This is a genomic window from Pseudonocardia sp. P1, assembly GCF_000178675.2.
Taxonomy (GTDB): domain Bacteria; phylum Actinomycetota; class Actinomycetes; order Mycobacteriales; family Pseudonocardiaceae; genus Pseudonocardia.
The window spans coordinates 4,871,375-4,884,411 of sequence record NZ_ADUJ02000001.1; the positions used below are offsets into that span (position 1 = coordinate 4,871,375).

Genomic DNA, 13,037 nt, shown 5'->3' on the forward strand with positions numbered 1-13,037 from the left:
GCGAGGAGGCACGCGGATGACGAACGCATCCCGGAGCGGGGACGCGACCGGAACGACCGGCCGGGCCGGCCGTGGCGGTTGGGTCGCGCCACTGTGCTGGTCCGCGGTGGCCCTGGAGGGTTTCGACCTCGTCGTGCTCGGCGTGGTGCTTCCCTCCCTGCTCGACGAACCGAGCTGGGGGCTGACCCCGGCGACCGCGTCCCTGGTGTCGACGGCCGGCCTGCTCGGCGTCATGGTGGGCGCGCTCTCCGCGGGCCCGCTGGCCGACCTGCTCGGGCGGCGGCGGGCGATGCTCGCGACCGTCGTCTCGTTCTCGGTGCTCACCCTGCTCTGTGCGGTGGCGACCGGGCCGTGGACCTTCGGTGCGCTGCGGTTCCTCGCCGGGCTCGGGCTCGGCGGTGTCCTCCCCGTCGCGCTGGCGATGGTCAACGAGCACAGCCGCTCGGGCCGCGGCGGCAGCGCCACCACGGTCCTGATGACCGGCTACCACGTCGGCGCCGTCGCGACGTCGTTGCTCGGCATCCTCGTCATCCCGTTCTGGAGCTGGCGGCCGATGTTCGTGCTCGGTGCACTGCCGGCACTCGTGCTGGTCCCGCTGCTGGCCCGCTTCCTGCCCGACTCCCGACCCGTCCCGCAGGCGGCGACGCCGGCCGCGGCGCCCCGGGCCCGCAACCCGATCGCCCAGCTCGTCCGCGACGGCTACCTGCGCTCGTCGGTCGCGTTCTGGGTGGCGTCCTTCATGGGGCTGCTGCTGGTCTACGGCCTCAACACCTGGCTGCCGCAGATCATGCGCGTCGCCGGCTACGGCCTCGACGCCGCGCTCGCCCAGCTGCTCGTGCTCAACGTCGGCGCGATCGCCGGGCTCCTGGTCGCCGGGCGGGTGGCCGACCGGATCGGCGTCCGTCCGGCCACTCCGGCCTGGTTCGCCGCGGCCGCGCTGTTCCTCGCCCTGCTGGCGATCCCGCTGCCGGGGATCGGGATCTACGTCAGCGTGCTGCTCGCCGGGGTGTTCGTGTTCAGCGCGCAGGTCCTCGTCTACGCCTACGTCAGCCAGCACTACCCGGACCACGCCCGTGCCTCCGCGCTCGGTGCGGCCAGCGGGATCGGCCGTCTCGGCGCGATCAGCGGCCCGCTGCTCGGCGGGGCGCTGCTCACCGCGGGGATCGCCTACCCGTGGGGCTTCTTCGCCTTCGCCGCCGTCGCGGCGCTCGGCGGTGTCGCTGTGCTGGCCGTGGGCCGGTCCCGCCCGGCGGACGCGCACTGACCCCGCGAACCCGAACCCGCCCGCCCACCGCGGGCGGCGCCGCGACCGGAAGGGGAGGCATGGCCCGCATCTGGACGGGCGAACCGGTGTCCGGCCGGGGGCCCGGCGGCGATCCCGCGGCTCAGTCCGTGGAGGTGCGGCCGGTCTCCGAGGTCCCGGCACCGGACGTGCCGGTGACGAACGAGCCGTTGCGCACCGCGCGCCGGCCGACGGTGCCCGGCGCGGGCGAGACGCTCGACGAGACCTGGTCCTCCGGCACGTCCGGGGACTCCGGCACCGCCGGCTCCGGGGACTGCTCCGACACCACCGGGCCGGTCGACGCGCGGTAGCCGTCGTCCGGCGTCGCGGGCGCCTCGAGGTCGGTCTCCTCCGGCTCCTCGGGGAGCTTCGTGGACGGCAGCGCCGGCGGTACGGACGCCGTCGTCGCCGTCGCGGTGGAGGTCACCGGGCCGCCGATCTCCTCCGGCACCAGCCACAGCACACCCGACGGGGGCAGCCGCAGGACCGCCGACGCCGGCTGGCCGTGCCACATGACCTGCTCGGCCCGCACCCGCCCGAGGTTCCCCACACCCGAGCCGCCGTAGCCGGCGGCGTCGGTGTTGACCACCTCCGTCCAGTTTCCTGCGAACGGCAGGCCGACGCGGTAGTCGTCCCGCGGGGCACCCGCGAAGTTCGCGACGCAGGCCAGCACGGTCGCGCGCCCGTCGGCGTCGACGCCGTGGCGCAGGAACGAGAACACGTTGCCCTGGGCGTCGTTGGCGTCGATCCAGGCGAACCCGTCCGGTGTGGTGTCGCGCGACCACAGCGCCGACCGGTCGCGGTAGGTCCGGTTGAGGTCCCCGACCAGGGTCGTGATTCCGCCGTGCAGCAGGTCGCCCTCCTGCAGGTGCCAGTCCAGCGACCGCTGCTCGGACCACTCACGGGGCTGGCCGAACTCGCCGCCCATGAACAGCAGCTGCTTGCCCGGGTGCGCCCACATGTAGGCGAGCAGCGCGCGGACACCGGCCGCCTTGTTCCAGTCGTCGCCGGGCATCCGGGTCCACAGCGAACCCTTGCCGTGCACGACCTCGTCGTGGCTGACCGGGAGCATGTAGTTCTCGCTGAACGCGTACATCAGCGAGAACGTCATCTGGTTGTGGTGGTAGCTGCGGTGCACGGGGTCGCGCCCGGTGTAGTCGAGCGTGTCGTGCATCCAGCCCATGTTCCACTTGAAGCCGAAGCCGAGCCCGCCCATGTAGGTGGCCCGGGTGACGCCCGGCCAGGCGGTCGACTCCTCCGCGATGGTGATGACGCCCGGGTGCTCCCGGTAGACGGTCGCGTTCATCTCCTGCAGGAACGCCACCGCGTCGAGGTTCTCGCGGCCGCCGTGGATGTTCGGCAGCCACTGTCCGTCGGCGCGGGAGTAGTCGAGGTAGAGCATCGAGGCGACCGCGTCGACCCGCAGCCCGTCGATGTGGAAGGACTCCAGCCAGTACAGCGCGTTCGCGACGAGGAAGTTGCGGACCTCGTTGCGGCCGAAGTCGAACACGAGGGTGCCCCAGTCGGGCTGCTCACCCCTGCGTGGGTCGGCGTGCTCGTAGCAGGCGGTGCCGTCGAACCGGGCCAGCGCCCACTCGTCGCGCGGGAAGTGCGCGGGCACCCAGTCGACGAGCACGCCGTAGCCCGCGCGGTGCAGCCGGTCGACGAACCAGCGGAAGTCGTCCGGGGTGCCGAACCGCGAGGTCGGCGCGTAGTACGAGGTGACCTGGTAGCCCCAGGATCCGCCGAACGGGTGCTCGGCCACCGGCAGCAGCTCGACGTGGGTGAACCCGGTGCCGTCCAGGTAGGCGACGAGGCGCTCGGCGATCTCCCGGTAGTCCAGGCCGGGCACCCAGGAGCCGAGGTGCATCTCGTAGACGCTCATCGGTTCCTCGTGCGGCCTGCGCTGCGCACGGGCCGCCATCCACTCGCCGTCGCCCCACTCGTGGACGTCGCGGGTGACGACCGATGCCGTCTGCGGCGGGATCTCGGTCGCGAACGCCATCGGGTCGGCCTTGTCGCGCCAGCGGCCGTCCGGGCCGAGGATGCGGAACTTGTACCGGCTGCCGACGCCGACCCCGGGAAGGAACACCTCCCAGACGCCGGAGGTGCCCAGCGAGCGCATCGGCAGCGACCAGCCGGCCCAGCCGTCGAAGTCGCCGGTCACACGGACGCCGCGGGCGTTGGGCGCCCAGACGGCGAAGCTGGTGCCGGAGACGGTCCCGGAGGCCGTGTCGTAGTCCCGGACGTGGGCACCGAGGACGTCCCACAGGCGCTCGTGCCGTCCCTCGCCGATGAGGTGCAGGTCCATCTCGCCCAGCGTCGGCAGCCAGCGGTACGGGTCGTCGACGACCCGCTCCTCGGCGGCGTCGCCGCCACCCTGGGTCACCAGCAGCCGGTAGTCGCCGCCCGAGCCCGGGACGATGCCGGAGAACAGTCCGGCGTCGTGCACCTTCGTCAGCTCGTGGGCGAGCTCGCGCTCGCCGTTGGGCAGCACCGCCACCGCCGTGGCGTGCGGCTGCAGGACGCGGACGACGGTGCCGTCGGCGTGCGGGTGCGCGCCGAGCACCGAGTGGGGGTCGTGGTGCGCTCCGCCCAGGAGCCGGTCCGTCGTCGCCCGGTCCGGCGCGTGAGCAGCGGTCTCGGCGTCGCGGGTCGCTCGCAGCTCGTCGGAGGTCACGTGCGGAACCGTACTGGTGGTGCGTGCCGCCCGCCGACCGCGGGCGGGGACCGTTGCCGGATCGCAGTGCGGCGCCGCCGTGACGGGCTACGCGAGCGTCCCGAGCACCCCGGGGAGCCACCCGGCGACGGCATCGGCGGCCGCCTCGGTCGCCTCGAAGTGGACGAGGTGCCCGACCCCGGGGAGCACGTGCAGCGTGCTGTCCGGGATCCGCGCGGCCAGTGCCTCCTGGCTCGCCACCGGGCCCATGTCGTCGCGCTCGCCGGCGACGAGCAGCGTCGGCGCGTGGTAGCCGTCCGTGAAGTCACGCACGGTCGCGCCGGTGGAGGCCGCGAACGCCTCCAGCACCGGGTCGCGGCCGGCGAACAGGTCGGCCTGGCGGACGTGCTCGGCCCGCATCCACTGCCGGAGCTCCCGGTCGGTGCTGGTCGCCATCAGCTCGCTGGTGAGCACCGCGACGAGCCGGTGGGCGAGCAGCGCGCGGGCGGGGCGGGCCGGCAGCCGCCGGACGAGCCCGTAGTAGGCCCGGGTCACGGCGACGGCGCCCCGCCGGGACGCCTCCAGCGGGTCGGTGGCGATCGGGTTGACCAGCACGACGGCCCGGTGCGGGACGCCGCGGGCGACGGCGGCGCTCACCACGACCGAGCCGAACGAGTGGCCCAGCAGCACCGGCGGCGCACCCAGCAGGGCGGACAGCTCCACCAGCCACCCGGCGTACCCGTCGATGTCGTGGCGCGCGGTGAGCGGGGTGGAGGCCCCGGTCGCGGGCAGGTCCGGGACGAGGACCCGGTAGCCGCGGTCGGCGAGCTCGCGGGCGACGGGCTCCAGGCCGATGTGGGTCCCGCGGAACCCGTGGACGGCGAGGACGACCGGCCCGGCCGGGTCGCCGTAGCCGTACACCGTGGTGCTGCTGCCCGCGACGTCGACGACGGTCGTGTCCGGGGTGGCCGGTGCGCGCTGGTCAGGCCGCACGGTGCACCCCGCTGCCGTCGTCGCTGCGCGGTCCGCCGTGTCCGGCCGTCACGTCCCGGTAGACGGCGACGAGCCGTTCGGTGAGCCGGCTCTGCACGAACTCGCCGGGCGGGTCCCCCACGGGGCGGGGTGCGGCGACGGCCGTGCCGATCGCGGTCGCCAGGGCGTCGACGCTCTCGTCGGCGACCACCCGGCACCACGCGTCGGGGACGTCCCGGGCGATCGCGGGGTCGCGCAGCAGCACGGGCGTGCCGAGCGCGACGGCCTCGTAGACGGTGAGGCCCTGGGTCTCGTAGCCGAGCGAGCTCTGCGCGACGAGATCGGCCTGCCGCATCGCGGCCAGCACGGTGTCGTGCGAGACGGAGCCCGCGAACCGGACCCGGCCGCCGATCCCGAGCCGGTGGGCGAGCGCGCGGCAGTGCCCGAGGTCGCTGCCGCCCCCGTAGACGGCCAGGTCGGCGTCGGCGCCGCTGCGGGCGAACGCCTCGAGGAACTCGCCGAGCCGCTTCTCCCGGCTGACCCGGCCCGGCCACACCACGAGGGGCCGCCCGCGCGCCGCCCGCGGCTCGGCGAGCAGGGCGCTCACCCGGTCGTCGTCGACGCCGGTGGGGACGACGTGCGGGCGCCGGGTGACGCCGTAGCCGGCGAGCCGGTCGGCGAAGTGGCTGCTCGGGACGACGACGGCGTCGGCGGCCTCGGCGAACGTGCGGACGTAGCCGGCGACGTCGCGGACGGGCCCGCACCGCAGGTGGTGCCGGTGCGCGGCGTACATGATCCGCAGCACGGCGCGCGGGAACGGCATCACCGCCGGCAGCCCGACCTCGACGTTGGTGTGCATGGTGTGCACGACGGGCAGCCGGTGCCGCCGCGCGAACCGGTAGCCCGTCCACGCGCCCCAGAAGTCGGCCTGGACGTGCACGACGTCGACCGGCGGCCGCGCGCCGAACCCGCGGTCGGCCGCCCGGTCGGCGGCCGCACCGGCGACCGCGAACGAGTACTCGCCGGCCGGTGCGGCCGGGAGCAGCACGTCGTCGTCGCGGCCGTAGCGCGCCGACGGCACCCGCCGCGCGACGGGCGCGCACACCGTCACGGTGTACCCGGCCCGCTCGAGGTACTCCCGCTGCAGCCCCAGGGAGACCTGGAGGCCGCCGAGGGTCGCCGGGTGCTGGTCGGAGAAGAAGGCGATGTGCACGCGTCAGCCGTCCCGCCCGGACCGCGTCAGCCCGCGGCGGTCGGCGGTGCGACGGGTGTCGGGCAGCCGGGTGGCCCGCTGGGCGCGGTAGATCGCCTCGAACGCGTCCAGGGTGGCGGGCAGGGTGTGCTCGGCGACGATCCGCAGACCCGCCTCGCCCATCGCGGCCGCGGCGCCGGGGTCGGACAGCACCCGGACCACGCGGTCGGCCAGCGCACCGGCGTCGCCGTGCGGGTAGCGGAAGCCGTTCTCGCCGTGCCGGACGAGGTGCGGCAGGGCCCCGGCGTCGACCGCGACGACCGGCCGCGCCGTGGCCATCGCCTCCAGGGTGACGAGGCTCTGCAGCTCCGCGGTGCCGGCGTTGACGAAGACGTCGATCGCCGCGTAGACGTCGGAGAGCTCCTCGTCGGAGAGCCGTCCGGTGAAGGTCACGGCCTGCTCGAGGCCCTCCGCGCGGACCGTGGCCCGGAGCCTGGCCTGCTCGTCGCCCTCGCCGACGATCAGCAGCCGGGCATCGGGGACGCTGCGTCGCACGATCGTCAGCGAGCGGATGATCTCGTCGACGTGCTTCTCGTGGTCGAGCCGCCCGACGACGCCGAGCAGCGGCCCGGCGGGGATGCCGTGCCGCTCCCGGAACGCCGTACCGCGCCCGGAGGTGTCGGGCTGGAACCGCGAGGTGTCGAGCCCGTTGGAGACCGGCAGCACCGGCCCGGCGACGCCGTGGGTCTCGGCGAGCATCGCGGCGTGCGGTGTGGGGGCCGTGACGACGCCCGCGCGGCCCAGCACCCGCGCCGCGTCCCACCAGAACAGCCGGCGCAGCCGCGCCGGGGGCAGGTGCAGGAAGCTGATCGCGGGCAGGATGTTGTCCGGGATCATGTGGGTCGTCGCGACCGCGGGGATGCCGAGGTCCTGTGCGGCGCCGAGCAGCATCCGGCCGAGGATCATGTGGCTCTGCACGTGGACGACGTCGGGCCGGACCCGGCGCAGCAGGGCGCGCGCCGACCGGCGCAGTCCCGGCGGCGGGCAGATGCGGAACCCGGACGGCCGCGGCACCGGCATCGAGCGGACCCGGTGCTCGGTGATCGGACCGACCTGTTCGGCCGGACGGCTGCGGAACCCCCGTGCCGGTGCCGCGACGTGGACCTCGTGCCCGCGCTCGGCCAGCCCGGCCGCCAGCCGACGGGCTGCGTAGCAGGCACCGTTGACGTTCGGTGTCCAGGTGTCGGCGCCTATCAGGACGCGCACACGTTCTCCTTCCGCGAGGCCGCGACGCGCATCCACAGCGCACGCCCGGCCATGAGGACGAGGCCTGTTCCGGCCCCGACCGCCACGATGATCCACGGCCGGTCGGCGAGCTCGGACGCGAACCGGCCCCCCACCCACCCGCCGATTCCGACCAGGACCGCCGTCCGGACGGCGGCGGCCGGGACGGCCCAGGCCAGGAACCGGTGGTACGAGACCCCGGCCAGACCGATGGCCAGGAACGCGGGGATGGCCCCCACGTCGACGACCTTCGCCCCGATCACCACCTGGCCCAGGTTCTCATCCACCCTGTCGCGCAGTGCCTCCCGGCGCCGGGTGGTGAGGCCGAGGCGCACCAGCAGCGGCGCCAGCCGGGGCCGTGCACCACCACGTCCGAGCAGGTAGAAGACGGTGTCCGACACGACGTCGGCGAGGACCGCGACCAGCCAGACCGCCCACCAGTCGAGCAGCCCCGCCCCGGCCAGCGAACCGGCGACCACCGTGACGACCGGTCCCTCGAGGACGACCCCGACCGCGAGCGCGGCCAGGACGATCCCGATGGTGCCGGGACCCGGCTGCAGCACCAGCCCGAGCACGTCGTCCAGTACCGGGGACGTGACGTCGACAGCCGACGCCATCACAGCGTCCGAAGTCGTCGTGTCATGGTCGATCCTCCTGCTCGGGAGGATTCCACGATCCCGCGGTGCGGCGCCCGGTGGGTCGGGCGTTGCCCGGGCGACGGGATCGGGAAGGTCCGGTGGCTACCGGGTTACGCGATGCCGGGTCGCATGCTACAGCGACGTGCTCCGGGCGACAGCGGTCAGCGGGATCGGCAGCCAGGTCGGACGGCTGCGGGTCTCGTAGAGCACCTGGTAGACGGCCTTGTCCAGCTCGTAGGCGCGCAGCAGCGCGTCCTGCTCGCGCGGATCGGTGCCGGTCCGCGCGGCGTACCCGGCGCAGAACGCGTCCCGGTTCCGGGCCGACCAGCCGTGTGCCGCTCGTGCCTCGGGAGTGTCCGAACCGAGACCTCCGCCGGGCGTGTCGGAGCGGGTCAGGAGGTGGTGGAAGGCCGCGTACTCGAAGGAGAACAGCATCCCGACGACGTCCCGGACGGCCGCGTCCGGAGCGCGCCGCTCCTGCGCGGTGGCCGAGGGCTCGCCCTCGAAGTCGATGACGAGCCAGCTGCCGCCGGGGCGGCGGAGGGTCTGACCGAGGTGGAGGTCGCCGTGCACCCGCTGCACGACGACCGGCGAGTCGAGCGCCGCGACCTCGTCGTAGACGGCGCGGATCGCGGGCACGTGCGGGGCGAGGACGGGGACCTGGGTCGCCACGGCGTCCAGACGCGACGTCCAGTGTGCGGCCATCCCGGCCGGATCGGCCTCCGAGGTCCCCAGCTCGGCGCGCAGTGCGAGATGGATGTCGGCGAGCGCCTCGCCGAGCGCGCGGGCCTCACCGGTGAAGTCGGTCCCGTCGCGGACGGCGTCGGTGGCCCGCTCCCAGCCGTCCTCGGAGCCGGACGCGAACTCCTGCAGCAGGCCGTAGGTGGCGGGCTCGCCGTCGAGCGCGCCCTCGATCCCGCCCTGCAGCGCCGCGACGGACCCCGATCCGGCGGCCCGCAGCGCGCGGTGCAGCTCCAGGTCCGGATTGAGCCCGGGGGACAGCCGCCGGTAGACCTTGAGGATGGAGCGGTCGCCCCAGCGGACGGACGTGTTGGACTGCTCCGCGTCGACGACCCGGCCGGTCTCGGTCAGCGGCAGCACCGCGTCGGGCTCGGGGACGAAGGCCAGCCCGCCGGTCGAGGTGCCCCCGGCGATCGCGCGCAGGATCCAGCCGGTCACGGCCGGGTCGTACAGGCCGTCGTAGAGGACCTCGCCGCCGACGGTGCCGATCTCGTCGGCGCCGACCGGCGCCGCCCCGGCGCGTGCCAGGTGCAGCTGGTAGTGCCGGTCCGGGCCGTCGGCGAAGGACACCGCGAGGACGACGACCTCCAGGCCGTGCAGGCCCTCCGGTGCGGGCAGCGCGGTCCGGGAGGCGATCCGCACCCCCTCCAGCGGACGGCCCTTCTCGGCGAACCACCGGCGCCCGGGCAGCCAGTCCCGCAGCAGCCGGGGAAGCGCCTCGACGTGCTCGGATGCTCCGGTCGGACCCACGTTCGTCCCCCTCCACGCCGGTGTCGCTCGCCCGGCCGTCTTCCCGCTGCACCGGCGGTGCACACCTGCACCGGCCGGCCCCGGGGACCCTATCCGGGCCGGGCGGTCCGGGCCGGGCGCGGACCCGGCCCGCTGGTACGGTCCGTGTCGGAACGACCACCCGTTGGTCACGGGTGGTCACCGATTCGCGACGCTTCCTTCCGCCCGGCACACCCGTGCCCGGAAACCCATACTGAACGCGGTGCCCGGTGCCTCCGCGACGGTGCCGCACGCCCGCGAGCGCCGTCCGGTCGCGGGTACCCGGGCCCCCGGGCGGACCCGGCCCGGCCCGATCCAACCGACCACGAACCGACCCGGAGGACCGGCGGCGTGACCGAGCGAGAGCCGATGGCCGAGACCCAGGCCGACGCGTCCACGACGGAACCGGGCGGCCCCGCGCCGTCCGGAGCGGACACCCACGACGGCGAGCACACGCCGCCGGAGGTCAACTTCGCCGAGTACTACCACGAGGCGCGGCCCCGGACCCTGCGTCACCGTGCCCGGGTCCGCTCGACCGTGCGCCGCCGGTCGGTCTCCCAGGACGGCCCGGCCTCCGGCGAGAACCCGGTCTACGTCTCGTGGCTGCTCGCCCAGTCGATGCTCGGCCACGCCGACGAGCTCGCCCGCCAGTTCTCCGGGCAGGGCTCGATGTGGCAGAACCCGTTCGCCAGCCCCGGCCCGCGCGGCGCGGTGGAGACGGCGTCGGTGTGGTTCACCGCCTACCCGATCTCGCTGATCACGCCGGAGGGCGTGTCGTTCCTCGGCGCGCTCGGCGACACCGAGCTGTGGCAGGCGTTCGAGACGATCGGCATCGAGGGCGTCCACACCGGACCGGTGAAGCGCGCCGGCGGGCTGTCCGGCTGGCAGCCGACCCCGAGCGTCGACGGGCACTTCGACCGGATCTCCAACGAGATCGACCCGGTCTTCGGCACCGAGGACGAGTTCCGGGCCATGTGCGCCACCGCGACCTGGCACGGCGGCACGATCATCGACGACGTCGTGCCCGGCCACACCGGCAAGGGCCCGGACTTCCGGCTCGCCGAGATCGCCTACGGCGACTACCCCGGCGTCTACCACATGGTCGAGATCGAGCCGGGTGACTGGGGGATGCTGCCCGAGGTCCCGCCCGGCCGCGACTCGGTGAACCTCGACGCCGCCACCGAGGAGGCGCTGGAGAAGGCCGGCTACATCGTCGGCCGGCTGCAGCGGGTGATCTTCTACCGGGAGGGTGTGAAGGAGACCAACTGGTCGGCGACGGCCGAGGTCACCGGGGTCGACGGCGTCGTCCGGCGGTGGGTCTACCTGCACTACTTCAAGGACGGCCAGCCGTCGGTGAACTGGCTGGACCCGACCTTCGCCGGGATGCGGATGGTCATCGGCGACGCCCTGCACTCGCTGGCCGACCTCGGCTCCGGCGCGTTGCGGCTCGACGCCAACGGGTTCCTCGGCGTCGAGAAGGCGGGCGGCGGGATGCCGGGCTGGTCCGAGGGGCACCCGCTGTCGGAGGCGGCGAACCACCTCATCGCGTCGATGGTCCGCAAGGTCGGCGGGTTCACCTTCCAGGAGCTGAACCTCACCGTCGACGACATCAAGGTCACCTCCGAGGCCGGAGCGGACCTGTCCTACGACTTCATCAACCGGCCCGCCTACCACCACGCACTGGCCACGTCGGACACCGAGTTCCTCCGGCTCACCCTGCGCACCGCGCTGGACCTGGGCGTGGACCCGGCGTCGCTGGTGCACGCGCTGCAGAACCACGACGAGCTGACCTACGAGCTCGTGCACTGGACCGCCGGGCACACCGACGACCTGTTCCCGTTCCGCGGCGAGGAGATCACCGGGGGCGAGCTGGCGGACACGATCCGCCGGGACCTGTGCGAGCACCTCACCGGCGCCGGCGCGCCCTACAACCTGATCTTCACGACGAACGGCATCGCCTGCACCAGCGCGACCGTCATCGCCGCCGCGCTCGGCATCTCGGCGCTCGACGACATCGGCCAGGACGACGTCGAGCGCATCCGCCGCGTGCACCTGCTGCTGGTCATGTTCAACGCGTTCCAGCCCGGTGTGTTCGCGCTGTCGGGCTGGGACCTGCTCGGCATGCTGACACTGCCGCCCGAGCAGGTGGCCGACCTGCTGGCGTCCGGTGACACCCGGTGGATCTCGCGACCGGCGCACGACCTGATGGGGGACCGGCCGGACGCCGACCGGTCGTCGTCGGGGATGCCGCGGGGCCGCAGCCTCTACGGCAGCCTGCCCGAGCAGCTCGCCGACGAGACCAGCTTCGCCCGGCAGATGCAGGCGATCCTGGCGGTCCGCAAGCACAGCGGGGTGGCGACGGCGCGGCAGGTCGACGTCCCCGACGTCTCGCACCGCGGGCTGCTCGTGATGGTGCACGAGCTCGACGACGGCCGGACCCAGGTGACGGTGCTGAACTTCGCCGACGAGCACGTCGACGCGGCCGTGCGGTCCGAGCACCTCGCACCGGGTTCGACGGTGGTGGACCTGTTCTCCGGGGAGACCGTCGGCACGGTCGACGACCTGCAGGTCTTCCGGATCGACCTCACGCCGTACCGGGCGACGGCGGTCGTGCTGGAGCCACCGGCCGGCGAGGACGACGCCGCGACCGCGTGACCGGCCCGCCGGGGCGGTCGGCCACGATGGACCGGTGACGATCGCGACGCTCAACGGCATCCGGCTGTCCTACACCGACCACGGCGGTGACGGCCCGCCCGTCGTGCTCGTGATGGGCACCGGCAGCCCGGGCCGGGTCTGGGACGTGCACCAGGTGCCCGCACTCCGGAACGCGGGCCTGCGGCCGGTGACCCTGGACAACCGGGGGATCCCGCCCACCGACGAGTGCGCGGCCGGGTTCACCGTCGACGACATGGCCGCCGACGTGGCCGCACTGGTCGAGCACCTCGGGGCGGGACCGGCCGCGGTCGTCGGGACCTCGCTGGGGTCCCGCGTCGTCCTGGAGCTGGCGCTGGCGCGCCCGGACCTGGTGAGCCGGGTCGCGGCCCTCGCCGCGCACGCCCGCCTGACGCCGGTGCAGCAGGCATGGACCGCCGGGACGGTCGCGGCCGCCGACGCCGGTGTCACGCTGCCCGCCGAGCTGTGGGCGGCGGTGCAGGCGACGCACAACCTGTCCCCGGCGACCCTCGACGACGAGCGCGCCGCCCGGGACTGGCTGGACATCATCGGTTTCGGCGGGTCCACCGTGTCACCGGGCCACCGCGCCCAGCTGCAGGTCTCGCTCGACCTCGGCGACCGCACCGCCGCCTACCGCGGGATCGCGGTCCCGGCGCTGGTGCTCGCGTTCGCGGACGACCGGGCGATCCCGCCGCGGCTGAGCCGGGAGGTCGCCGCCGCCGTCCCCGGGGCCCGCTACGCCGAGATCCCCGACGCCGGCCACTACGGCTACCTCGAGCAGCCGGCGGCGACGAACCGGGCGTTGCTGGACTTCCTGGCCTGAGCCCG

Annotated in this window: 9 protein-coding genes; 3 read left to right on the forward strand and 6 right to left on the reverse strand. The window is 74.5% G+C overall.

Annotated elements, in window-relative coordinates:
* Nucleotides 1-16 precede the first annotated feature (16 nt).
* Nucleotides 17-1,264, forward strand: a complete 1,248-nt coding sequence (locus PP1_RS22495) for an MFS transporter (protein WP_010232011.1) — start codon at nucleotides 17-19, stop codon at nucleotides 1,262-1,264.
* Between the two features lie 121 nt (nucleotides 1,265-1,385).
* Here the strand turns inward: PP1_RS22495 and glgB are convergent, their stop codons facing one another.
* The 6 genes from glgB to PP1_RS22525 form a co-directional block, all read right to left on the reverse strand.
* Nucleotides 1,386-3,962, reverse strand: coding sequence for a 1,4-alpha-glucan branching protein GlgB (gene glgB, locus PP1_RS22500; RefSeq protein WP_010232010.1), 2,577 nt, complete (start codon nucleotides 3,960-3,962; stop codon nucleotides 1,386-1,388).
* Between the two features lie 87 nt (nucleotides 3,963-4,049).
* Nucleotides 4,050-4,934 (reverse strand): alpha/beta fold hydrolase, encoded by an 885-nt coding sequence (locus tag PP1_RS22505; protein WP_010232009.1) that lies wholly within the window; start codon nucleotides 4,932-4,934, stop codon nucleotides 4,050-4,052.
* Nucleotides 4,924-6,126: a glycosyltransferase gene (locus tag PP1_RS22510; RefSeq protein WP_075314649.1), complete on the reverse strand. Its 1,203-nt coding sequence runs from the start codon at nucleotides 6,124-6,126 to the stop codon at nucleotides 4,924-4,926. Before PP1_RS22510 ends, PP1_RS22505 begins: the two co-directional genes overlap by 11 nt.
* 3 nt (nucleotides 6,127-6,129) lie before the next feature.
* Complete coding sequence (locus PP1_RS22515) at nucleotides 6,130-7,371, reverse strand: glycosyltransferase (protein ID WP_010232008.1); 1,242 nt, start codon at nucleotides 7,369-7,371, stop codon at nucleotides 6,130-6,132.
* Complete coding sequence (locus tag PP1_RS22520; RefSeq protein WP_010232007.1) at nucleotides 7,359-8,006, reverse strand: VTT domain-containing protein; 648 nt, start codon at nucleotides 8,004-8,006, stop codon at nucleotides 7,359-7,361. The genes PP1_RS22515 and PP1_RS22520 overlap by 13 nt, the downstream gene beginning before the upstream one ends.
* A 153-nt stretch (nucleotides 8,007-8,159) precedes the next feature.
* Nucleotides 8,160-9,518, reverse strand: coding sequence for a maltokinase N-terminal cap-like domain-containing protein (locus PP1_RS22525; protein ID WP_010232005.1), 1,359 nt, complete (start codon nucleotides 9,516-9,518; stop codon nucleotides 8,160-8,162).
* Between the two features lie 369 nt (nucleotides 9,519-9,887).
* On the opposite strand from PP1_RS22525, the gene treS reads away from it, so the two are divergent.
* Complete coding sequence (gene treS / locus PP1_RS22530) at nucleotides 9,888-12,191, forward strand: maltose alpha-D-glucosyltransferase (RefSeq protein WP_010232003.1); 2,304 nt, start codon at nucleotides 9,888-9,890, stop codon at nucleotides 12,189-12,191.
* Nucleotides 12,192-12,225: 34 nt separating this feature from the next.
* A complete protein-coding gene (locus tag PP1_RS22535) occupies nucleotides 12,226-13,032 on the forward strand; it encodes an alpha/beta fold hydrolase (RefSeq protein ID WP_010232001.1) in 807 nt (268 codons plus the stop codon).
* The last annotated feature ends 5 nt before the right edge of the window (nucleotides 13,033-13,037 follow it).